The 23,553-nt window shown below is 49.1% G+C and carries 18 protein-coding genes; 15 read left to right on the forward strand and 3 right to left on the reverse strand.

The genetic code is table 11. From position 1 onward, the window contains the following. Positions 1-42: 42 nt before the first annotated feature. Positions 43-2,559, reverse strand: a complete 2,517-nt coding sequence (gene hrpB / locus BM135_RS03385; protein WP_175485931.1) for an ATP-dependent helicase HrpB — start codon at positions 2,557-2,559, stop codon at positions 43-45. Between the two features lie 91 nt (positions 2,560-2,650). On the opposite strand from hrpB, the gene sfsA reads away from it, so the two are divergent. The 14 genes from sfsA (at position 2,651) to BM135_RS03455 (ending at position 19,890) form a co-directional block, all read left to right on the forward strand. Then, a complete protein-coding gene (gene sfsA / locus BM135_RS03390; RefSeq protein ID WP_092517831.1) occupies positions 2,651-3,361 on the forward strand; it encodes a DNA/RNA nuclease SfsA in 711 nt (236 codons plus the stop codon). A 196-nt stretch (positions 3,362-3,557) separates the two neighbouring features. Next, entirely contained in the window at positions 3,558-4,013 is a 456-nt protein-coding gene (gene dksA / locus BM135_RS03395) for an RNA polymerase-binding protein DksA (RefSeq protein WP_092517832.1), read from the forward strand. A 57-nt stretch (positions 4,014-4,070) separates the two neighbouring features. After that, positions 4,071-4,952 carry a tRNA glutamyl-Q(34) synthetase GluQRS gene (gluQRS, locus tag BM135_RS03400; protein WP_092517833.1) on the forward strand — a complete coding sequence of 294 codons (882 nt, stop codon included), beginning with the start codon at positions 4,071-4,073 and terminating at the stop codon, positions 4,950-4,952. A 309-nt stretch (positions 4,953-5,261) separates the two neighbouring features. Beyond that, positions 5,262-6,617, forward strand: coding sequence for a polynucleotide adenylyltransferase PcnB (pcnB, locus tag BM135_RS03405; RefSeq protein WP_217644284.1), 1,356 nt, complete (start codon positions 5,262-5,264; stop codon positions 6,615-6,617). A 1-nt stretch (position 6,618) separates the two neighbouring features. Continuing rightward, positions 6,619-7,101, forward strand: coding sequence for a 2-amino-4-hydroxy-6-hydroxymethyldihydropteridine diphosphokinase (gene folK, locus BM135_RS03410; RefSeq protein ID WP_092517835.1), 483 nt, complete (start codon positions 6,619-6,621; stop codon positions 7,099-7,101). Between the two features lie 251 nt (positions 7,102-7,352). Beyond that, on the forward strand, positions 7,353-8,147 hold the full coding sequence (gene panB / locus BM135_RS03415; protein ID WP_092517836.1) for a 3-methyl-2-oxobutanoate hydroxymethyltransferase: 795 nt from the start codon (positions 7,353-7,355) through the stop codon (positions 8,145-8,147). A 39-nt stretch (positions 8,148-8,186) separates the two neighbouring features. Further along, positions 8,187-9,044, forward strand: coding sequence for a pantoate--beta-alanine ligase (gene panC, locus BM135_RS03420; RefSeq protein ID WP_092517837.1), 858 nt, complete (start codon positions 8,187-8,189; stop codon positions 9,042-9,044). A gap of 634 nt (positions 9,045-9,678) precedes the next feature. Further along, entirely contained in the window at positions 9,679-11,079 is a 1,401-nt protein-coding gene (locus BM135_RS03425) for a type VI secretion system baseplate subunit TssF (protein ID WP_092517838.1), read from the forward strand. A gap of 78 nt (positions 11,080-11,157) precedes the next feature. Further along, complete coding sequence (locus tag BM135_RS03430) at positions 11,158-11,415, forward strand: hypothetical protein (RefSeq protein ID WP_092517839.1); 258 nt, start codon at positions 11,158-11,160, stop codon at positions 11,413-11,415. A gap of 12 nt (positions 11,416-11,427) precedes the next feature. Next, positions 11,428-13,317 carry a type VI secretion system tip protein TssI/VgrG gene (tssI, locus tag BM135_RS03435; RefSeq protein ID WP_092517840.1) on the forward strand — a complete coding sequence of 630 codons (1,890 nt, stop codon included), beginning with the start codon at positions 11,428-11,430 and terminating at the stop codon, positions 13,315-13,317. A 15-nt stretch (positions 13,318-13,332) separates the two neighbouring features. After that, positions 13,333-14,553: a DUF2169 family type VI secretion system accessory protein gene (locus tag BM135_RS03440; RefSeq protein ID WP_092517842.1), complete on the forward strand. Its 1,221-nt coding sequence runs from the start codon at positions 13,333-13,335 to the stop codon at positions 14,551-14,553. Continuing rightward, entirely contained in the window at positions 14,543-14,899 is a 357-nt protein-coding gene (locus BM135_RS03445; protein ID WP_092517844.1) for a DUF4150 domain-containing protein, read from the forward strand. The genes BM135_RS03440 and BM135_RS03445 overlap by 11 nt, the downstream gene beginning before the upstream one ends. A 12-nt stretch (positions 14,900-14,911) precedes the next feature. After that, positions 14,912-19,456, forward strand: coding sequence for an RHS repeat-associated core domain-containing protein (locus BM135_RS03450; RefSeq protein ID WP_092517846.1), 4,545 nt, complete (start codon positions 14,912-14,914; stop codon positions 19,454-19,456). Then, positions 19,453-19,890 (forward strand): hypothetical protein, encoded by a 438-nt coding sequence (locus tag BM135_RS03455; protein WP_092517848.1) that lies wholly within the window; start codon positions 19,453-19,455, stop codon positions 19,888-19,890. The genes BM135_RS03450 and BM135_RS03455 overlap by 4 nt, the downstream gene beginning before the upstream one ends. A gap of 72 nt (positions 19,891-19,962) precedes the next feature. On the opposite strand, the gene BM135_RS03460 is transcribed toward BM135_RS03455, so the two are convergent. After that, positions 19,963-20,283 carry a SymE family type I addiction module toxin gene (locus BM135_RS03460; protein WP_092517850.1) on the reverse strand — a complete coding sequence of 107 codons (321 nt, stop codon included), beginning with the start codon at positions 20,281-20,283 and terminating at the stop codon, positions 19,963-19,965. A gap of 76 nt (positions 20,284-20,359) precedes the next feature. After that, positions 20,360-20,701 carry a helix-turn-helix domain-containing protein gene (locus tag BM135_RS03465; RefSeq protein ID WP_339385128.1) on the reverse strand — a complete coding sequence of 114 codons (342 nt, stop codon included), beginning with the start codon at positions 20,699-20,701 and terminating at the stop codon, positions 20,360-20,362. Positions 20,702-20,831: 130 nt separating this feature from the next. Here BM135_RS03465 and BM135_RS03470 point away from each other — a divergent pair, with 130 nt between their 5' ends. After that, complete coding sequence (locus tag BM135_RS03470) at positions 20,832-23,546, forward strand: CHC2 zinc finger domain-containing protein (RefSeq protein WP_092517854.1); 2,715 nt, start codon at positions 20,832-20,834, stop codon at positions 23,544-23,546. The last annotated feature ends 7 nt before the right edge of the window (positions 23,547-23,553 follow it).

The raw sequence follows: 23,553 nt of genomic DNA on the forward strand, positions 1-23,553 counted from the left end.
TTACAAGCACATGACTTTACACAAGTACACGATTTCAAATAATTACATATGTTTTTTTACACGCCTCGTCGGTGCTGTGTTAGCAGGATCATCTGGCCATAAGTGTTTGGGGTAACGCCCTTTCATCTCTTTTTGCACCTCACGATAAGTTCCCTGCCAAAATGCAGCGAGATCTTGTGTGATCTGTAATGGTCGATGGGCAGGAGATAACAGCTCAATGACAATCGGAACTCGTCCTTTCGCCAATACTGGATTTTGCTGTTCTCCATACATTTCCTGCATTCTGACTGCCAATACAGGAGGCTTATCGCTGAAATATTGGAGAGTGATCCTGCTCCCAGTTGGCACAGTGTAATTAGTAGGCAATTCATTATCCAGTATTTGCCGTTGCTGCCAATCAAGCAAACCCATCAAACAAGATGACAGCTCAATCTGGCGCAATCCCTTTAAATCCTCAACACCGACCAAAGCAGGCAGCAACCATTTTTCAAGGGAATTCAACAACGCTTCGTCATCAACCGCTGGCCATTCCACTTCCGGTAGCCATTCTGTTGCCCTTTGCAAACGAGTGCGCAACTGCAATGCTTCCTGTGACCAATTTAACGTCGACAAGCCTTCCTGCCTAACCCAGTTCAGCAAGGCTTCCTGTAATTCCGATTCTGAAGGTTTTGCCAATGGCTGTGCTTTGACAATCAATCGCCCACATTGCAAGCGCTTCCATGCCCGTAGTGAACCTTTATTCTCATCCCACTCAACGGCTGTATTTTCACTAAACAGAAGAGAATGTTGCTTTATGGTTTGTTCAATATCCAACGGACAAGCGAGCAGAACGCGGGCATCAGGATGGCTATTTCCTTGCTGAAATGAAGGAATAACTAACCAAGCCTCTCCCGAAAGTGGCTCTTCACGTTCCATTGCCACCCCCAAACCATTGGCCAACTGAAAACGCCCAAGATTATCACGGTTTTTGGCGATCCGATCTGGGAATCCCTGCACTAATAGCTCAGGTACAAGATCCAGTCTGATGTTTTCAGAATTGTTTTCAGAATTGCTTTCAACGCGCTGTTTCTTACTTTTATCTGCTTGTCTATTTGCAGCAAATTTATCGGCAAGATTCCTGATAAGCTGATTGGTTCGTTGCTGCCAATGACGCTGATTCGTCATCATCCAATAAAGAAGATCTGGCTGCCTACGACGTGGTGGCTCTTCCAGAATCGCAACCAATTTTACTGCCGTTACCAAGGCTGCACGGCTTTGTTCCTTCTCCTCACGCTCTTTACCCGAACATAATATCGCCGCCAAACGCGGCTCACTGCCAGATTCCGCCATTTGCCAGCCACGGGAAGTCAGTTGCTGATTATCATCCAATGCCCCCAGCCGCAATAACAGGGATTCCGCGACAGCCAATGCAGGCTTTGGTGGATTGTCCAACCAACGAAGTTGGGTGCTGTCACGACATCCCCACTGCAATAAAGAAAGCAACAAGCTACTGAGATCTGAATGCAAGATCTCCGGTTCGCTGTGTTCTCTGGCTCTTTCTGCTTGTTCCTGACTAAATAAGTGCCAGCAAATACCTGTCTCCAATCGTCCAGCGCGTCCAGCCCGTTGAACCATTGATGCTTGGCTGATGCGCTGGGTGATCAAGCGTGTCAGGCCACTTTTCGGTTCAAATCGACTGCTACGTTCCAGCCCACTGTCTACAACCAAACGGATACCTTCAATCGTCAAGCTGGTTTCTGCAATATTGGTAGCCAGCACAACCTTTCGCATACCTACTGGAGTTGGCGCTATTGCCTTGCGTTGATCTGATAACGACAATGCACCATACAACGGACACAGAAGCGTATCGTCATTGACCTTTCCTTCTAATTGCGACAATACCCGTTGGATTTCACCAACACCTGGCAGAAACAACAACAACGATCCCGTCTCCTGCTGCAATAACCGCAATACTACCGATGCAACTGATTGTTCAAACGGTTGATGAGGAGAAAGTGGATGGTATGATCTCATTACCGGATAGCTACGCCCTTCTGACACAATCACAGGTGCATCTGGTAATAACGAGGAAAGGCGCTGATTATCCAATGTCGCAGACATCACCAAGATACGCAGATCATCACGCAACCCTTCCTGTACATCCAGTAACAGTGCCAATGCAAGATCGGCCTGTAAACTACGTTCATGGAATTCATCAAGGATTACAAGAGAAACATCACTCAATTCCGGATCTTGTTGAAGCATTCGTGTTAGTATCCCTTCGGTCACGACTTCAAGGCGTGTAGAAGCACTGACTTTGGTCTCCGAGCGCATCCGATAACCAACGGTCATACCAACAGGTTCATTGAGTTGTTCAGCCAGTCGCTCAGCCACACTGCGGGCAGCAATTCGCCTCGGTTCCAGCATAATGATGCGCCCCGCCAACTGTGCCTGATGCAAAATCATCAATGGCAACCCAGTTGATTTTCCCGCTCCCGTTGGCGCATGTAATAACACTTGTTTTGACGTTTGTAACTCAGCAATTACTGACTCCACAACGTCATGAATTGGTAATGACAATGGATCACCATAATGAATTAACTTTCAATGGGTGCCATTGTAGCATTAGCACCTTTGATTTCATTCGCCCACTGGTTATGAAGGAAAGTTTATGGAATTTTCACCGCCCCTGAAGCCTGCTACCTTAATCCGCCGCTATAAACGCTTTCTTGCGGATGTCCTCACGCCAGAAGGAGAAACACTCACTATACACTGTGCCAATACTGGTGCCATGACAGGATGTGCCACGCCAGGAGATACCGTGTGGTATTCCACATCAGATAATCCGAAACGCAAATACCCGAATAGCTGGGAATTGACGCAAACCCAAGATGGTCACTGGATTTGTGTCAATACTCTCAGAGCCAATGACTTGGTCTATCAAGCCATCGACAAAAATATTATTTCGGAATTATCTGGATATGAGCACATTAGTCGTGAGATTGGCTATGGAAAAGAGAAAAGCCGTATAGATTTATTATTACAGTCAAAACAAAGAGTTAATTGCTATATTGAAGTCAAGTCAGTGACATTATTACAGGAAAAATATGGATATTTTCCTGATGCAGTCACAATTCGGGGGCAAAAACATTTACGTGAGCTATCATTGATAGCACAACAAGGCCAGCGTGCTATCTTGTTATTTGCTGTTTTACATTCTGGGATCAGTCAGGTTGCGGCAGCAAAACATATTGACCATGATTATGCTTTTCTTTTGGAACAAGCATGTAAATCAGGAGTCGAAGTAATTTGTTATAAGGCTTGCATGACAGAAAACAGGATGGTTCTGGGTGACAAATTGCCTTTTGTATCAATGGGATAATTTGTAAACAGATCATGCTGATGAGCGTTGTTTTGCAACATATTTAGACAGTAAACATGTCTGTCTTCACACCATTGCAAAACTAATGGCAGGAACAATTGCCAACCTCGCAGTCATCTGCTATTTATAGCGGCCTATTTTTTCCCTCCTACTGTTGGAGGGGTCGTGTGATAGTGCATGTGTAAGGAGAAGCATTATGCAAGAAGGGCAAAAACGTAAAACCTCGTCCTTGAGCATTCTCGCCATCGCTGGGGTAGAGCCTTACCAGGGAAAACCAGGCGAAGAATACATGAACGATGCCCAGTTAGAGCATTTCAAGCTGATTCTGGAAGCATGGCGCAATCAACTCAGGGATGAAGTAGACCGTACTGTATCTCATATGCAAGATGAGGCAGCAAACTTCCCTGATCCAGTTGACCGTGCGGCGCAAGAAGAAGAGTTCAGTCTTGAATTACGTAATCGGGATCGTGAGCGTAAATTGATCAAAAAGATCGAAAAAACGCTGAAAAAAGTTGAAGACGAGGACTTTGGCTATTGTGAGTCCTGTGGGGTTGAAATCGGCATCCGCCGTTTAGAAGCTCGCCCAACAGCCGATTTATGTATTGACTGTAAGACGTTGGCCGAAATTCGCGAAAAGCAAATGGCTGGCTAACGAATAGGGTTAAGTACGGCGCTATCCGGCGCCGTATGCCCCTATATTGAACCTGTTATGACTCAACCTGAACATTCCTCGTTATATATTGGGCGCTTCGCTCCATCTCCTTCCGGCGATCTCCATTTTGGTTCCCTAGTGACTGCACTGGGTAGTTATCTGCAAGCTCGTGCCTGCCTCGGAAAATGGCTGGTGCGTATTGATGATATTGATCCTCCGCGGGAAGTTCCCGGCGCTGCCGACCGAATATTAAAAGCCCTTGAACATTACGGACTTTACTGGGATGGCGAAGTGCTCTATCAATCCCAGCGCCATGACGCTTACCGCGCCATCCTCGATCAATTAAAACAGCAAGGAGATAGCTATTGCTGTACCTGTACCCGCCAATACATTCAACAAATAGGCGGCTTTTATAATGGTCATTGCCGACATTTACACCTCCCTGATCATAACGCAGCTGTTCGTATAAAACAGCACCATCCGGTTTATGGTTTTTACGATAAATTGCAAGGACACATCACTGTGTCCACTGAAATGGCTGAGGAAGATTTCATTATTTATCGCAAAGACGGTTTATTCGCCTATAATCTTGTCGTTGTTATTGATGATAACTATCAAGGCGTCACTGAAATTGTCAGAGGAGCGGATTTAATTGAACCAACGGTTCGTCAGCTATCTCTGTATCAGCATTTGAATTTTACAACGCCAGATTATATGCATTTACCTCTCGTACTAAATAAAGAGGGAAATAAACTTTCTAAGCAAAATCATGCCCAACCGATCCCATTGGATGATCCAAGGCTATTGATTAGTGATGCGTTATCATTCTTGAATCAACCCACTATTGCAGGCTGGCAGGATCTCACTACAGATCAACTGCTACAGCAGGCTATCGTCGGTTGGAATATATACACAGTTCCGCCAAAAAAATATTGCTAATAGATAAAGTTAAATAAAGTCTTTCTATTGATACTGTAAGCATTCTCAAAAAATGTTCAGTAAGTTATGATTGGCAGCTGTTTTTTTGTTTTAATTGATTAGTCACTATCGAGGTGTACCATTTTTAACCGAGTAGCAACTTTCTGCCGTAATTTGCTAATCCGCGATAACAGGGTAAAACGCAACACACAGGCAGTCAGTGAAAGGCCAGTCACCGTATCTGACCAATCTGCTCAAATAGAGGGCAGTTCTCTGCGTAAACGTCGCAGGGATAATCATTCATCTTCATCATATGCCAAAAGCGACAAAATGAAGAAAAAATCCGCAAAGGCAAAGCCTTCGGACTCCCAGATCACGGTGATCCCACGAGAGCAACACCCAATTTCACGCAAAGACATTAGTGATAATGCCCTGAAGGTTCTGAATCGCCTGAATAAGTCAGGGTTTGAAGCTTATCTGGTCGGTGGTGGCGTTCGCGACCTACTGCTGCATAAAAAACCCAAAGATTTTGATATAGCAACCAATGCTACACCCGAGCAAGTTCGTACACTGTTTCGTAACTGTCGCCTTGTCGGCCGCCGCTTTCGCCTTGCCCATATCATGTTCGGGCCTGATGTGATTGAGGTTGCTACCTTCCGTGGGCCACATGATCAAATTGAAAGTAATGACCGGAATCAGTCACATAAAGCTCAAAGCGGCATGTTACTGCGTGATAATATTTTTGGTTCAGTAGAAGAAGACGCCGCTCGTCGCGATTTCACAATCAATAGCCTCTATTATGGCATTGAGGATTTTGCCCTGCGGGATTACGTTGGTGGAATGGCAGATCTGAACGCAGGTATCATTCGCCTGATTGGTGATCCAGAAACCCGCTATCGGGAAGATCCCGTGCGTATGCTGCGTGCTGTCCGCTTTGCCAGCAAACTGGACATGACCATCGAACCAGCCACTGCTGAGCCTATCTCGCGTCTTGCATTTCTGTTAAAAGATATTCCACCAGCACGCTTGTTCGAAGAATCCCTGAAACTGTTACAGTCGGGACAGGGTTACAAGACCTATAGACTGCTGCGAAAATATCATCTGTTCCAGCCATTGTTCCCACTTATTCAACGTGGTTTCACCCAGCATGGTGATACACCGATGGAGAAATTGTTGGTACAAGTGCTGAAACATACTGATTTTCGTTTGCAAAACGATAAGAGAGTTAACCCCTCTTTCTTATTTGCAGCCATGCTGTGGTATCCAATGATTGAACATGCGGAACAATTGAATCAGGAAAGTGGATTACGGTATAAAGAAGCCTTTTCGGTAGCAATAAATGATATTTGCATGAAACAATGCGGCTCCATCGCGATACCGAAACGCCATACCACAACCATGCGCGAGATCTGGTTACTTCAGCTTAGCCTGCCGAATCGTCACGGAAAACACGCGAATAGACTGATGGAACATCCGAAGTTCCGTGCAGCGTATGATTTACTGGAATTGCGTGCCAATATTGAGTCCCGTAATGATCTGAAAGAGCTAGTACAATGGTGGACGGAATTCCAACAGTCAACACCGACACAGCAGCGCGGAATGATAGCAAAACTGGGCAACAGACCCATTCGCCGCAAAACACGCCATCGTGGTAAATTTACTCGTCAAAACAGGGACGGTGATTAATATGACCCGAGTCTATATCGCCATTGGCAGTAATCTGGCCAACCCTTTGCAGCAAGTCGATAACGCACTTGCTGCTCTGAAAAAGATCCCTGATACCACTTTGGTTGTTCGATCATCTTTTTACCGAACTAAGCCAATGGGGCCACAAGATCAACCAGATTACCTTAACCTTGCCGTCGCATTGGAAACCCAATTATCACCAGAAACATTGCTTGATCACACCCAATCGATCGAACTGGAACAAGGGCGTGTCCGCAAAGATGAACGCTGGGGGCCCAGAACGATCGATTTAGATATCATGCTGTTTGGCAACCAAATCATCACTACTGAGCGTCTGACCATTCCTCACTATGGGCTAAAACAGCGTGAATTTATGCTTTATCCACTTGCAGAAATTACACCGAACCTTGTATTCCCCGACGGAGAGACATTAGCAGAACGATTGAAACAAGTTCCAGAAAATGGCCTGACGCTTTGGTTATAGCCAATTTAAGTTATAACTAATTTGAGTTATAGTGCATCATTTTAGTTATCGTTGTAACACGACAGTTTTATGAAGGAAAAGTAATCCAATATCTCATACAGCTATGGCCTATTTCTGGATAATTGGGGCCTATCCTATCGGATATTTTGGGAGTCCCCAATAGGATAGGCTCTATACCCAATTAAATTTCAAATTGCAGACAACAAAACAGCCATTTGAAAATAAAGGGTATAACTATTCAGGAGATAATAATGAAACCAACAACCCTGGCTGACCTGCGTCAGTTAAAAAAAGAAAAACGCAAGTTCGCTACTATCACCGCTTACGATGCCAGTTTCGCCCATCTTTTCGCCGAACAAGGCATCAATGTCATGTTAATTGGCGATTCACTTGGCATGACTGTGCAGGGATTCGATTCAACCTTACCTGTCACGTTGGAAGATATTGCTTACCATACTCGTTGCGTTCGCGCAGGTGCCCCTAATTCTTTCTTAATCGCAGATATGCCATTCATGAGTTATGCCACACCAGAGCAAGCTTGTGAGAATGCAGCCAAATTGATGCGTGCCGGTGCTAATATGGTAAAAATTGAAGGTGGAAGCTGGCTCAGTGATACAGTGAAAATGTTGACCGAGCGTTCTGTTCCTGTCTGTATTCATTTAGGCCTGATGCCACAATCCGTCAATATCCTTGGGGGTTATAAAGTTCAGGGACGTGATGAATCATCAGCCAATCAATTGATTACCGATGCTATCTCACTAAAAGATTCAGGGATGCAAATGCTGTTGTTAGAATGCGTTCCTTCCGGACTGGCGCGTCAAGTTACCGAAGAACTAACCACAATTCCAGTGATTGGCATTGGTGCCGGTAACAGTACTGATGCTCAGATTCTGGTTATGCACGATGCTTTAGGCATCACCGCAAAACCGCCCAAATTTGCCGAAGACTTCCTCAAAGAAACTGGCAATATCAGGGATGCCATCCGCCTGTACATTGAACAGGTAGAAAGTGGAGCCTATCCCGACCAGGCACATTCATTCAAATGATTATTCTCCAGCATGACTGCTAATTAAAGGAGTACAGCAATGCTGATTATAGAAACGATCCCAATTTTACGCCGGGAAATCCGCCGCTGGCGTCAAGCGGGCAAGCGTATTGCTTTTGTCCCCACAATGGGAAACCTGCATGATGGTCATATGGCGTTAGTTGATACCGCCAAAGCACAGGCTGACGTCGTTATCGTCAGCATTTTCGTTAATCCAATGCAATTTGATCGAGAAGACGATCTGGTCAATTATCCCCGCACATTACAGGAAGATTGTGAAAAACTGAGCCGTCGCAATGTCAAGCTAGTGTTTGCCCCCAACGCTAACGAAATGTACCCGGATGGCTTAAACGGCAACCAAACTTTTGTCGAAGAGCCAAAATTTTCCCATATACTTGAAGGTGCCAGCCGACCGGGACACTTCCGTGGTGTCATTACCGTTGTCAGTAAATTGTTTAATCTGATCCAACCAGATCTGGTTTATTTCGGCGAAAAAGATTTCCAGCAATTGCAAATCATCCGCAAAATGATCGCTGATATGGCTTACGATATTACATTGGTTTCCGTACCTATCGTCCGTGATAAAAATGGATTAGCACTCAGTTCACGTAATAATCTTCTGTCCGTTGAAGAGAGAGAAATTGCGCCTTTGCTAAATAAAGTTATGCAGTGTGCAGCTGAAAAGCTGAAAAATGGCGAACGGAATACAGAACATCTCATTGAACTGATATCTGCACATTTGCGTGAAGAAGGCTTTATGCCGGATGAGTTATTTATTCGTGATGCAGAAAACCTAATGCCATTGACAGAACAAAGCAAAAAAGCCGTGATCTTGATGGCGGCATGGTTAGGACAAACACGACTGATTGATAATCAGCAAGTTGATTTGGCTGACTGATTTTAATTATGAGATATATGTGTTACTGGAATGATAATAGTAATGCATATATCCCTAAGCAATATTTATAATAATTCTCCCATTAATTCCACCATCCTATTTAATTAATCAATAATTAATGCATATTTACAGAATAAAATGACCTCAAGTCATTTCGATAATGATCAAAATCTTTTCCATTAAGATATCGTTAAAAATATAACTTTATTAAGATAATAATGTGACAAAGATCACTTTTTTAAAATGATCATGATATTTTTAAATCAAAAAAATATCTTTTTATTGTAAATCAATAAAATAAAAAACAAGAAACCCAAACAAGCCAGATGAATGCTTTTTGAAAGCATAAAAAATTAGATTATAAATCCAAATTAGCAATAATTTTAACTTTTTATCCCTGTGATGCTGGATAATGAAGTTCATTTTGTTTAGTTTTATTTTATTTTCACTTAAATGTCATTTAATATTCATTACTATTTTTTAGTAATAGATGAACTGAATTATTTATTTCAGTAGAAATTTTTTGTCTGCAATTATCATGCTGTTTATTCTATAAGCAACTATTTTTCGAATAAGAGTTAAAAACTTCACGAAGAACATCTTCCATTAAGTACCGAACTTGCAAGAGGTAATTTTGGATTTATTTGAATCTTATTTCCAGCAGGAACGTCATTACCTGCGACAACTCGAACAACTGACCGCTGAAGAAAAACCGCATCTGGCGGACAGCCTCAGCGGCCATGACCCGGATATTGAGCGGCTGAATGAGGGCTTTGCGGCATTAATGGGTCGTCAGCGCCAGAAAATCGATGATGCCTTCCCTGAAATCACGCTGCCCTTGTTGCAACGTTTGCAGGCCCAGACTGTCAAGGGCATTCCTGCTACCAGTGTGGTGCAATTTGACGGCGGAACCGATGTTGATTTTTCCTGTACCCTGCCGCGGGGCACCACAGTCACAACAAGCAGTGGTGTACCGTTTATCACCAGCCGGACCTGCGCGATTGAACCGCTGGCTCTGGTGGCGCGGCATTTAACCCATCAGCTGGACACCACCCGCCTGACCCTGACCTTTCAGTACATCGGCAAGGAAGACCACTGGCCGATTAAACCCTTGAGCCTGTTTCTCAGTCCCGATGAAGCCGTGGCGGATACGCTGATGTTGGCTCTGTGCCACCATTTCAGAAACGCCGAACTACACCACAACGGGCAGGTCTGGCCGGCTGAACCGCTGGGTTTTTCACCATTGTCAGGCACTGACCGGCTGGTGCTTTCTCCGCCGATTGCCGTTGCCAGCAACTGGGCACCGCAGATGCTGATGGAATCCCTTTACCTACCGCATGTGCACCATTTCCTGACGCTGGCTTTGCCCACGGTGATGAGCAGTCGCCTGTCCATGACAGAAAGCCAACAGTTCAGTATTACCCTTATCTTCGATGATATGTTGCCGCTGTCTGAATCGCAGCTGGCAGAGGCCTTCCGGCTGCACTGTGTGCCGGTAGTAAATCTGGAACGCAAAGCACAAGTCACGTTCCCCTTTGCCCCAGAAACAGCCCGCTACCCACTGCCCTTACCAAACGGACAAGCGCTATTGCACGTCACCCGTCTGGAACTAAAAGATGAACCGGAAGAAGCGCGCGGGCAGCGCTGCACCTTTGCCCCCATCAGCCAGCTCAGCCATTTTGTCCGCGACACAGGGGAAGAACAGTGGTTCTATGCCCTTGATATCACCCGAGATGCGCTGGGGCGTCTGGAATATGCGCTGGTATTCTACGACAGCCACGCCCGGCTGATGGCACAACCCCCGGAACGGGAATTTACCTGCCATTTTGTGGCATTTGACAGCCGTCTGCCGGAGCTGGTTGCGGGCGATATCTGCCACGCGGATGAAAACATTCCCGATGGCTTGCAGGTCAAAAATCTTACTCCCTGCTCACTGAGCTATCCGCCGGTGACCGACAGCCACCGCCATTGGGCGCTGCTGTCCCATTATTCCGCCAGCCTGTTCTGGCTGCATTCAGTGGACGCGCTCCGGTAGCTTTTACGGGATTACGATTTTTATCCCGACCTTGATCGGCCGATCCACCGTGATATCCAGCGCATGACCGCCGCCATAATGGCGATTCAGTCTACGCCCGGAGACCGGATTTACCGCGGTCAGCCCTATCGCTGCCTGCATATTGAACTGAGCCTAGATGATAGCACTTTCGCCAGTGCCGGTGAGTTGTTTCGCTTTGCCAACACCCTGTACCAGTTTTTACCGTTCTGCCTCTCACAGGATATGCGTCTGCGGATGACGGTCACCGGCACCTCCTCCGGTACCGTCTGGTGTCTGTCTCCCAGCCCCCTTCAGGGCTATCGTCCCATCATGTAAGGAAACGTAATAATGGATGGATTAGTCTTTACCTGCCAGATTGGCTCGCTCACCCCAACCACCTTTCAGGTGGTGGATTTCAGTTTACAGGAAGGGTTGTCCCAGCTTTATCACCTAAGCCTGAACGTGGTCAGTGCCCTTGATAACATCGTCCTCAATGACCAGTTGGGTGCCTATGCCTCACTCGCCATTTTGCGCAACGGCAAAGTGGAGCGCACCGTCAACGGCATTGTGGCCGGAGCCTCACAGGGCAATACCGACGGGCGGCAAACGTTTTATTCCTTTATCATCCGTCCGGAAATGTGGCGCATGACCCTCAATCAGGACAGCCGCCTGTTCCAGCGCCTGTCCGTACCGGATATCCTGAAGCAACTGCTCAAAGAGCACCGCATCAAGTCGGGCAACAAGTTCTATGACGATGCCGACCACCATCCGGTGCGGGAATACACCACCCAGAAACGCGAGTCAGCCTATGATTTCTGGTGTCGGCTGGCCGCCGAAGAAGGGATGATTTTTTGGTTTGAAGAAGAGCAGTTGTTTTACAGCGACTCCCATCTGGGGATGACCGCCGGTCTGACCCTGACCTACAACGCCCAGCACAATACCGATGATACCGACACAACCGCATGGCAGTGGCAATACGGTGAATTCCTCTGTCCGGATGAGTATCTCCACAAGGATTACAACTACTTGCGTCCTTCCCAGCCCCTGCAACCCAAATCAGTATTGCCGAACGGTGCCGGACACCCGGTATTTGAAAGCTACGGCCGCTTCCCGTGGAGCAAAGAAGGCCAGCCGCTCGGGGATACACGGTTAAATCAGCTTAACAGTGAAAGCAAGCTCGGCTCAGCGAATACCAACTGTATTCAGTTGCGCCCCGGTAAAATCTTTACCCTACAATCCCACCCTGTTGCCGCCATGAATGACCGCTGGCAGGTAGTGACCGTGACCCATCACGGCTCACAGCCTCAGGCCGCTGGTATTGCGGGAGAAGGCACAACCCTGACCAACAATGTCACCTTTATTCCCGGGCGAGATGACTGGCGTCCGCCGTACCGTTACAAACCGATGGCAGACGGGGATGAACTGGCAACAGTCGTCGGCCCTGAAGGGGAGGAGATTTTTGTCAACGAACACGGTGCGATTAAGGTGCACTTCCACTGGAACCGCTACGACCAACCGGGGGATGGTTCTTCCTGCTGGGTGCGAGTGGCACAGGGCTGGAACGGCAACGGCTTTGGTTTTATGGCTATCCCCCGTATCGGGCAGGAAGTGATTGTCTCTTATCTGAATGGCGATATTGACCGCCCGATAGTAACTGGCTGCAACTACAACGGGCGCAACCGCCCACCATTGGATTTACCGGCCGAGAAAACCCGCACCACCCTCAAAACCCACACTCACAAGGGCGAGGGCTTCAACGAACTGCGTTTTGAGGATGCGAAGGGCAGCGAAGAAGTGTTTATCCATGCCCAGAAGGACATGAACACCAAAGTGCTCAATGACCGTGACACGCATGTACTGGCGAACCACAGCGAAACCGTGGAGAAAAACCAGACCATTAAGGTTAACCAGCACAAGCAAGAAACGGTGAAGCTGACCAGCAATGAAATCGTCGGCATCTCCCGTACCCTGACAGTCGGTGCCGGTTATGCCATTACCGTCGGGGCAGGCATGAATACCGCCGTGGCCTTAAGCCAGACAGAGCAGGTCGGTAGCCACAAGTCCATTACCGTCGGCAATACCCTGTCCATTAATGCCGGTGACGTGATTGAACTGACATGCGGCAAAAGCACCCTACGCATGGACAGTGCCGGACGCATCACCATTCAGGGCAGCGAATTCAAGTTTGAGGCCAGCGGCCCGGTACAAATCACTGGCAAGGATATTGACCTGAACTAAGGAGCATATACCGAGATGGAATTTCGTAACCTGACGCCCTTTGCGGTGATGAACTACCAGATGTTTGATATCGAAGATACCGAGCATCACGTCGCAGTGATGAAAATGGGTTACCAGTTATTGCCCGCCGGACAGGGAGAATATCTCGCCGAGCTACTGCCCGCACCACCTTTATGTTTACAGGATGAATACCGCGGACAGATGAATTCTTCACAGGTGCTACAGGAAAGTGATCTTGCACCGTTTAAACCACGCTGCGATGTGATTGTTAACGGCACAGCGTATACGCCTGACGGTCGCCCCTGTACTGAATTTCCCGTGCGATTGCAGGTAAAGAACAAGCAGGGTCAGACTCTGCTCGACAAAACCCTGACCGTCACCGGTGAACGGGAATTTATCCGTGACATCAACGGCAACTGGAAACTGACTGAGCCAAAACCCTTTACTACTCTGCCGCTGGATTATCGCTACGCCTTTGGTGGTGAATGCAAAATTCATGCAGATGATAAGGCCAACGAATACCTCAAGGAAAGTGATCGGCTGACACCAGAACAACGTCAGCAGTATCCAGACGGGGAAAATGCGCCTGTTGCTCATGCGGTTTGTGAGACCAATCCACTGGGAACGGGGTTTATCACACCGTGGTACGCTAACGCCAAACAACCCACCCGTTACCCTGCGCCACGCATTATCCGACCGGATGCCCCCTTCACTGCCCAGCATTTTGCGTCTCAACTGACCGATACATTATCGGCTGATACGCCGGCTTGTCAGCCACAAGGAATGGGATTTATCGGCCGTCCGTGGCTACCCCGCCGTCAGCTTGCCGGCACTTACGATGCCGAATGGCTGGAGCACCGCCATCCTTATCTGCCGAAAGATTTTAACTTTGGCTACTGGAACGGTGCACCGGCTGACCAGCAGATTGACTGGACTGAAACCGATATCGCCATCACCCTGAGCGGCCTGACACCCAACGGAGACTTACATATCACCCTGCCGGGGCATCGTCCGTTTATCCTGCTGCGAATGCACAACGGCATGCTGCTGCCCATTCCGATGCGCCCTGACACCCTCATTATCGACAGCGAAGCAAGGACGCTGCATATGACCTGCCGATTGAGCTTCAAAGCATCCCTACCCGTACGGGTCGCCGAAGCCCGGTTTGAAATCAACCCGGATGCCCCTTTGCTCAAACTGGCACCACTGGAAGAGGAGAATACGCATGGCGGATAACTACATCGCCCGTACCGCCGGCACATGGATGATTATCGGCATGCTGCCGGACGTGTGCAAAACCCCAATGGGTTCCTCCACACCACCGATTCCCTATCCAGTGGTGGCGAAACTGGCAGACAGCTCAGCCCCGGAGAAAACCGTGCGCGCCAACGGCAAACCCGTGGTGGTCTTTGCCCAGAGTTTTGTACCGCAGACCCTCGGTGATCAACCCGGTGTGGCGAATGGCGTTAAAAGCGGCACGGTGGGGGGTAAGTGCCACCCGAAAGATCACACCCGCACGGTACGCGCCGGCAATAAACTGGTGCTGCGCCACGGGGATAAGTTTTGGATGAATGGGGCATAAGGAAGAGAAACCATGTCAGAAAGGATTATTGTCACACTGAATAGCGCCGATGTTAAAGCCGAAAAATATTGTAAAGAATTTAACATCCGCACACAGGCTGAGGCGGAGCAAGCATTAAACAATGCTGATTCGTTATACCGACAAAGTTCTCGCTTTTACGGTGATTACGGAAACGATCCCGAATTAGACGTTTACTATAATCAGGCAGACGCTGACTTCGAAGCCCAATCTTTTAAAAAAACAGCTCAAGATACCGTTGAAAAATTCAAAAGCGGTGAGTTTCCAAAGAAAGAATGGGAAGAAGAGAAAGAAGAGGACGATCATCCCGGACCCAATGCAGCGTTGCCTAAAAAGCCACGAGACGACAGCCAGACCGGTGAAGGTAACACGCTGGGTAGTGTTGTCGGGCAAGCTGGTGCCGCCCAAAACACACCTCATGATGCTAATCCCGCCGTTAAACCTGAGGCTCCGGCGGAAAAAGGGATGTGGGATAAAACCGTTGACTGGTTTCAGGAAACCGCCGATGACATCAAAAAATGGGCTAATGAGAGTAAACATAACCTAGAGGCGGCTTGGGATAATCCGGGAGCAGCCGTTATCGGAGCAGGAAAAGAGCTATGGAATACCATTCCGGAAATGGCAGAACTCCTTGGCAAAGGAGCGATTATAGCCGCAACAACCCCCTCCGTTGTAGTTGAACAGGCATTGGGATATATGGGAGTCGCTCCTGTCGGAATTTCTGACCTTCAGCAAAAGGCAGTTGATATGGTCAATGCTGATGCAATTAAGATGGAAATGAAAAGCGATGCCGAGGAAGGTGGTGCCTTGATCCTTACTGGAGTTTCTTCTGCTACAGGCATTGGCGGATTTATCAAAGGGGATGCTAAAGCAGGAGCCAAAGTGGGGACAAAAATCAAAAAACCATTACAAAACAAAAAACAACCGCAAAAAGAGACTCAACAACATAATGATGACGCTACCCCGTCAGGCAACAAAGAAGGCAGTTGCAATGGCACCTGTAACGTAAAAGGTGAACCTGTCGATATGGCCACCGGTGACTTCCTGCAAGTCTGGCCGGTTATTGCCATTCCGGGTTTATTGCCCATTACCCTAACCCGCACCTATCGCTCCACTTCTAGGTTCAATGGCCTGTTTGGCCCTAAATGGGCTGATGACTGGTCACGCCAGTTGGTACTAGCCGACGGTAAAGTAAATTTCACTGATGCAGACGGGGTGATCTATGATTTCAACACTCCGGATAATCAAGTACTCGCCCGTAACCAACATATTCCCCATTACCTGCTGACTGGAGAATTAACGGGTGAACTGAAACTAACCGATCGCCAGTCCCAGCTTACCTACCATTTCAATCACGCCGTCGGGAACACCCGCAAACTGTCGGCTATCACCGATCGGCGCCAGAATGCTATCCGGTTTATCTACGATAAACAGTCACAACTGATTGAAGTGGCACGCACAGATGGTTTCCGTCTGATCTTCGGTTATCAGCGTCAACAGCTCCAGACGGTGGATTATCTTGAACAGCACAAGCAACAGCGGCTGGTGACCTGCCACTATGATCCACAGGGCTACCTGAACGAATGTGAGGCTTTTCAGCACAATCACCTGTGGCATGAATATGACTCTCAGGGACGGATGATCCGCTGGCATGATACCGACCAGACCGATCTGAACCTCACTTATGATGAACAAGGGCGGGTTCTAAGTACAACTTCACCCAGTGGCTATTGGAACGACCGTTTTCTCTATGATGATAGCGCCCGTATCACTACTTATATAGATGTGGAGGGCGGTAAAACCCAACATCACTATGATCATAACGGACTGGTTCTCCGTGAAGTTGATCCATTGGGACGCATCACCCGCCGCCAGTGGCGTCACAGCCAAATCGTCTGGGAGTCCGATCCGTCAGGCGGTATCACCACGTTCGATTACAACCCCGATGGCGCCCTGACCGGAATAGTACTGCCGACCGGAGAAACCTTCGCGTATGGCTATGATGAACACGGGCAACTGACAGAGAGCATCCTGCCCACCGGGGAATGCTGGCAGTTTCATTACGATGAGCAGGGCAATCTGACAGCCCTGACCAATCCGCTCGGTCATAAAGAAGAGTACCAATACGGCATCCACGGTGAATTACGCCAGTGCTTGTTGCCTGATAGTCGCCAGTGGCATTACGCCTATGACGAACAGCAGCGGCTGGCGGCGGTGATGACTCCGGACGGTCAAACAACCAATCTGCAACTGGACGAACTAGGCCGTCTGCGTCAAATTACCGATGCCCTCAAGCACCAAACCCGTTACCGCTACAGTGACGCCCACGCCAGCCTCAATGGCAGCCTGACCGAAGTGGAACTGCCGGATGGTGCTACCCAGCAACTCACCTACGACAGTGAACGGCGAGTTGTAGCAGCTACCGATGGTGAAGGCCGTACCACCCGTTACCAGTACGGGGCTTTTGACCTGCTTAATCAGGTTATCCGCCCTGATGGCACCATCCTGAAATTTGGCTATGACCGTTTAACCCGCCTTAGTACGGTTACCGCCTCCACCGGTGAAACTTACCGCTATGAGCGGGATGTCGCCGGACAGATTATCCGCGAAACCGACTTTACCGGACGTACTATCGATTATCAGTACGATAAGCTGGGACGCCGCATTCAGGCACAATACCCAGATGGTCAACAGTTACGCTGGCACTACTCTGCCGCTGGTTCACTGGCTAAACAGGAAAGCTGGCAGCCGGAAGATAACCAGCTAGTACTCAAAGCAACCACAACCTACGAATACAATAACCGTCATCAGTTAGTTAAAGCCATCAATGATGATGCGATAGTGGAATATGAGTACAACAAAACCACTGGCCTGCCCACCTGCGAACGTATCAACGGACGAGAGATTACTCGCGAATGGGATAGCCTAACCGGACGCCCGGTCAGCGAGAGTATTGATGGCAACACCCTACACTTTGGCTATAATCTGCCGGGGGCGCTGAACCATTTTCAGTTCAACCAGCATGCGCCATTAACCTTTCAGCATGATGCGCTGGGACGGGAAACGGTACGTGAAAGTGCCAACGGCTTTATCCTTGCCAGCCGCTACACTGCGACGGGGTTGCTGGCGCACCAATCTGCGGGCCAGGCGACTAAACTGTTCAGGGAAACGCTGGCACAGAATGACCCGCACTTCCCGCCACAAGCAACCGCGGTAAACCGTAGCTGGCAATATGATCGTGCCCATAACGTCAGGGTGATTGATGACAGCCGCTGGGGACAAACCCGCTATCGTTACAACGTCAACGATCAGATATTGCATACCTTGTTCGATGGCTCCCGCCCGTATGAAGAACAGTTCCGTTATGATGCCAACGGTAACCTGAGCCAGCATATTCCGATGGCTGCTCAGGACGCGATGACACAAATTAACCAGCGCCAGCAGGCCGGACGGGTGGTACAGCGGGGCAATATTCGTTATCGCTATGATGACAACGGGCGGCTGGTCGAAAAAACCGAGCAGCGTGACGGTTTCCGCCCGCAAATCTGGCGCTACCGCTGGGATGTGCTGAATCAACTGACGCAATGTGAAACCCCGGACGGCTCGCGCTGGCACTATCAATACGATGCGTTTGGGCGGCGTATCCGCAAGCTGAAAGTGCACGATGGGAAACTAGCGGCTGCTAATTTGCAGCGCTGGCTGAATGGTAAACCGGATTTGGCTCCCAAAGTCAATGCGACTGCTGGGTATGATTATCTGTGGAGCGGCGACCAGCTTATTGAGGAAACACCGCTTTATGCGGATGGCACGCCAGTGGAAGATCAGCGCATCCGCTGGCTCTACGAACCGGGCACCCTGACACCGTCAGCACGTTTTGAGTGCGGCAAGCTACACTATATTGTCAGTGACCATCAGGGCACACCGCGTGAGATGTTGAACGAGGAAGGCGGGCTGGTCTGGGCACAGCGGCTGACCACATGGGGTAAGGCGGAACGTTCACAGGTCATTGCTTCCAATGATGCGGATTATCATGTTAACTGTAACCTACGGTTTATGGGACAGTACGAAGATCAGGAAAGTGGGTTATACTATAACCGTTTTCGGTACTATGATCGGAATACGGGACAGTACCTGACCCCCGACCCCATCGGGCTGCTGGGCGGGGTGAATCCGTATGGCTATGTCGATAATCCGGTCAATTTTGTTGATCCTTTCGGGCTGGAAAAATGTCCAACAATTAAAGACTCATTCGAGCAAGCAAGAAATAGGGCTTTAGCTTGGCTTACGGATAGAGGATTTAAAGCAGAAAAAGTGAATACTGGGAAATTCGGAGCTACAAAAAACCAACCTGTAGGAATGACTACAATGGATGGAAAAACTGGTTTCAGGATTGAATATGATGAAAGAAGTGGTGCTCATATCAATGTCTTTAGTGGAAAAGATAAAGGTGAACATTTCCTTTTTGATGCAACAGAAAAAACCGTTACTAAACTACAAAAATTATTTGATCACCCATCAAAACCACGGAGAGGATCATGACTCTTGATGAAGAAATTATAAATGAAATAAATCAACAGATTAATCCACCTACAATAATAAATGATTGGGAGAAACTTGCTGACTCTTTATCTGATTCTTTTGCATGGAAAGGATCTAAGATAGATTGGTCAAAGACCCGTCATCATCAGACTTGTTTATATAAAAAACATGATGATTTAAAAGTATTAACAGACAAATTTATCAAGGAACATTCTATTGATGAACTTATCTCTAATAGTAACGTCATTTACTACATAAATGACTCATCTTTAGATTTTGCAATAGCTATGACTCCTGAACAATTTGAGTCTATTTTTTTTATTGTTATCAATAAAGTACCACAACACCATTATTTTTTTAGTGATGATAAAAAATGGTGTTTTGTCATAAGTTCTGAAGGGTATATAGATTTTGGTTTTTCAAGTCTAAGTTAGAAAATACAAAACCGGAAAGATCCCCGTGATCTTCCGGCTTTCTTCTTTTTAAGAGCGGCTCACTCCCTGCCCTTAGTTGCTGTTGTAATCGCCAATCAGTTCCCGCATCCGCAGCTTAATTTCGCTGAGCTGGTCTTGCTGGCGCTGGTACTGTTGTTTCATGGTGCGGGTGTCGTCACTGTCAGGAATAAGCACCAGACAGCCCTCCAGTATTTTGACGGTGAGTGTGCCACCAATATCAAAGCCTGCGGCCTTAAGCCATTGCCCTTTAAGATGGATTGCAGGCGGGGCATTGGCCTTGTCATTTTGCGGCACGTATCCCACGGTGTAATAACGTTCTGTTTTCGTCGCTTTATTTACGGCACGGTTTTGCTTAGAATGCGCCTTAGCCATCATTCAACTCCTTGGTAGTTGCTTGTGGTGAGCAGCGTGTTCGGGTGCCCGCCCGAATACGTTGCGTTAATCGTTTTTACTTCATCTTGGAAGACCAGCGTTCAGCTTCATACTTAATGATCATGCCTTCCAGTACTTCTTTTATCACCTGCCGCTGTTCCGGCTGCATATTGCTGATCGCCTGAAACTGTAGAGCTAAATCGCTATCAGGTTGTAGCTCATCGTCTTCAAATATCAGTGAATCTGTCGTGACTCGCAATGTCTGCGCTATCTTCTTAACCGCTTCCAGAGACGGTAACGAAATCCCGCCCTCATAGCGTTTTACTTGTGTCACGTGAATGCCGATAGCATCCGCTAATGCCTGTTGTGATAAGCCTTTTTGCTTGCGCAGGGTGATGAGTCTGTTAGCAATACTCATTGAATTAAACCAGTCAGAGAAATTTGCCTTCATTCTATCCCCCAAAAAATGCTTGCTTTATATCGGTATCCTATCGGATACTAAATAAAAGAGCAATGGAATCTTGACGCAATTTTAGGAAGGTCACTTTATGGCTCGCATTCCCGAAGCAGAGTTGCAACACCTGAAATCCGCCGTCTCCTTAGTGGCTGTCATTGAGCAGCAGGGGCGGCAGTTGTTTAAGCGCGGTAAGGATATGACTGTGCTGTGCCCGTTCCATCAGGAGAAAACGCCCTCGATGATGATCACGCCCGCCAAAAATCTCTATCACTGCTTTGGCTGCGGGGCAGGCGGTTCGGTGCTCGACTGGGTAATGAAAACCGAAGGGTTAAGTCTGCGCCATGCCGTGGAACGCCTGCGTGCCGTGCTGGGGCACAATCCGGCGATCGAGCCGCTGGTGCAGCCTGCGGAGCTGGCCGATGAGACCCTCGGGCAACCGGTGCTGCTGTCACGGGTGGTTGCGTTTTATCACCATACGCTGCTGAATGCCCCGGAAGCACAGGCCTATCTGGCGAAGCGGCGACTCAACCATCCTGAATTAGTCGCGCAGTTTAAGCTGGGCTTTGCCAACCGCACGCTGGGCTACCGTCTGCCACCGAAAAAAGTCAAAGCCGGCGAGGAGATCCGCCGCCGCCTGATAGCGACCGGGGTGCTGCGGGAGAACGGGCGTGAGCATCTGCGTGGATCGCTGGTTGTGCCCGTTATCGGCGCTGAGGGGCAGGTACATGAGCTGTACGGGCGCAAAATCGGCGACGACCAGCGCCAGTCCATTATCCGTCATCTGTACCTGCCGGGGGCACATCAGGGGGTCTGGAATGAAGCGGCGCTGGGTGCCTCCAGAACGCTGATCCTGTGCGAATCGCTGATTGATGCGATGTCGTTCTGGGTGACGGGGCAGCGCAATGTGACAGCCGCTTACGGGGTGAACGGCGTCATCGCGGATCACTGGCAGGCGTTCGAACAGCACGGCATTAAGCAGGTGCTGATCGCCTTTGATAATGATACCGCCGGCAATGATGCGGCCGTGAAACTGGCGGCAGCACTGGTTGCTAAAGGGATCACGCCCTTGCGCGTGGTGTTCCCGCCGGAAATGGATGCCAACGAATACCTGTGTCAGATGGCCGAACCCGAATCGGCCTTTGCCCTGCTGATTGAGAGTGCTGTACCGATGCAGGATGCAGCGGATATGGTAGCCCTTGAGCGCCAGACGGCTGAGCCGGACACCGCGCCAGAACCCGCTTCCCCTTTAGCCGCTGGACCCGTACCCAGCGTGACGCCGAATGTCGTCTGTGAATCCGGTGAGCATGGCGAGCTGCTTATCTCGATCGGCACACTCCAATGGTGCTTACGGGGCATGGGCGCAGTCAAAGCAGGCGCTGCCACGATGAAACTCAATGCGCAGGTGCTGGACACACAAAGCGGCGTCCTGTTCGCCGACGGGGTTGACCTGATGAGTGCCCGCAGCCGAAACAGCTATGCCAGACTGGCCGCCACCGAACTGGGGCTGGGAGAGGCTGAGTTGCGCCGTTCGCTGGGGCAGGTGTTACTGGCCGTCGAACAGGGGCAACAGCAACCCACCTCAGGCACCGAACCCCACGTACCGGCGATGGGGATCGCTGAACGGGAAGCGGCACTGGCCTTGCTGCAAGATCCCTATCTGACAGCACGAGTGACCGCTGACTTAGCCGCCTGTGGCGTGGTCGGTGAATCCACTAACTTACTGGCGGGTTTTTTGGCGGCCGTGAGTCGCAAACTGCCCAAACCGTTAGCCGTCCTGATCCAGAGCAGCAGCGCCGCGGGAAAGAGCAGCTTAATGGAGGCGGTACTGAACCTGATACCGGAAGAAGAACGCATCCAGTACAGCGCCATGACCGGGCAAAGTCTCTTTTACCTCGGTGAAACCAATCTCCAGCATAAAATCCTCGCCATTGCGGAAGAAGAAGGCGTGCGGCAGGCGGCCTATGCGTTGAAACTGTTGCAGTCGGATGGCGAATTAACGATGGCGAGCACGGGCAAAGACGAAGCGACCGGAAACCTCGTTACCAAAAGTTACACGGTCAAAGGTCCGGTGATGCTGATGCTGACCACGACCGCCATTGATGTGGATGAAGAGCTGCTGAACCGCTGTCTGGTGCTGACGGTCAATGAATCCCGCGCCCAGACCGAAGCCATCCATGCGTTACAGCGCCAGAAGCAGACGCTCGAAGGCCTGCTGGCCGAGAACGAGCGGGACTATCTGACGCAGCTTCACCAGAACGCCCAGCGGTTGCTGAAACCGCTGAATGTCGTCAATCCGTATGCGCACCAACTGACCTTTATGTCAGACAAAACCCGCACCCGCCGTGACCATATGAAATACCTGACGCTTATCCAGAGTATCGCCCTGTTGCACCAGTACCAGCGGGAAATCAAAACGGCAGAGCATCGCGGCAACACACTGGACTATATCGAAGTCACCAAAGAAGATATCAAATTAGCGAACCAGCTCGCGCATGAAATCTTAGGCCGGACGCTCGACGAGATGCCGCCGCAGACCCGCAAACTGTTATTGCTGATCCAGCAGATGGCGAACGACATGGCCGCGGCCGGGCAGCAGACGTTACGGGAAGTGCGCTTTACCCGGCGGGATATCCGCGCTTACACGAACTGGAGCGACAGCCAGCTTAAGCTGCATTGCCAGCGCCTGAGCGACATGGAATACCTGCTGATCCACGGCGGCAGTCGCGGGCACCTGTTGCAATACGAACTACTCTGGGACGGTGACGGCGACAGTGCGCACTTAAGTGGCCTGATTGTCCCCGTATGATCTGCGC

The sequence above is a fragment of the Xenorhabdus japonica genome (assembly GCF_900115195.1).
Classification (GTDB): domain Bacteria; phylum Pseudomonadota; class Gammaproteobacteria; order Enterobacterales; family Enterobacteriaceae; genus Xenorhabdus; species Xenorhabdus japonica.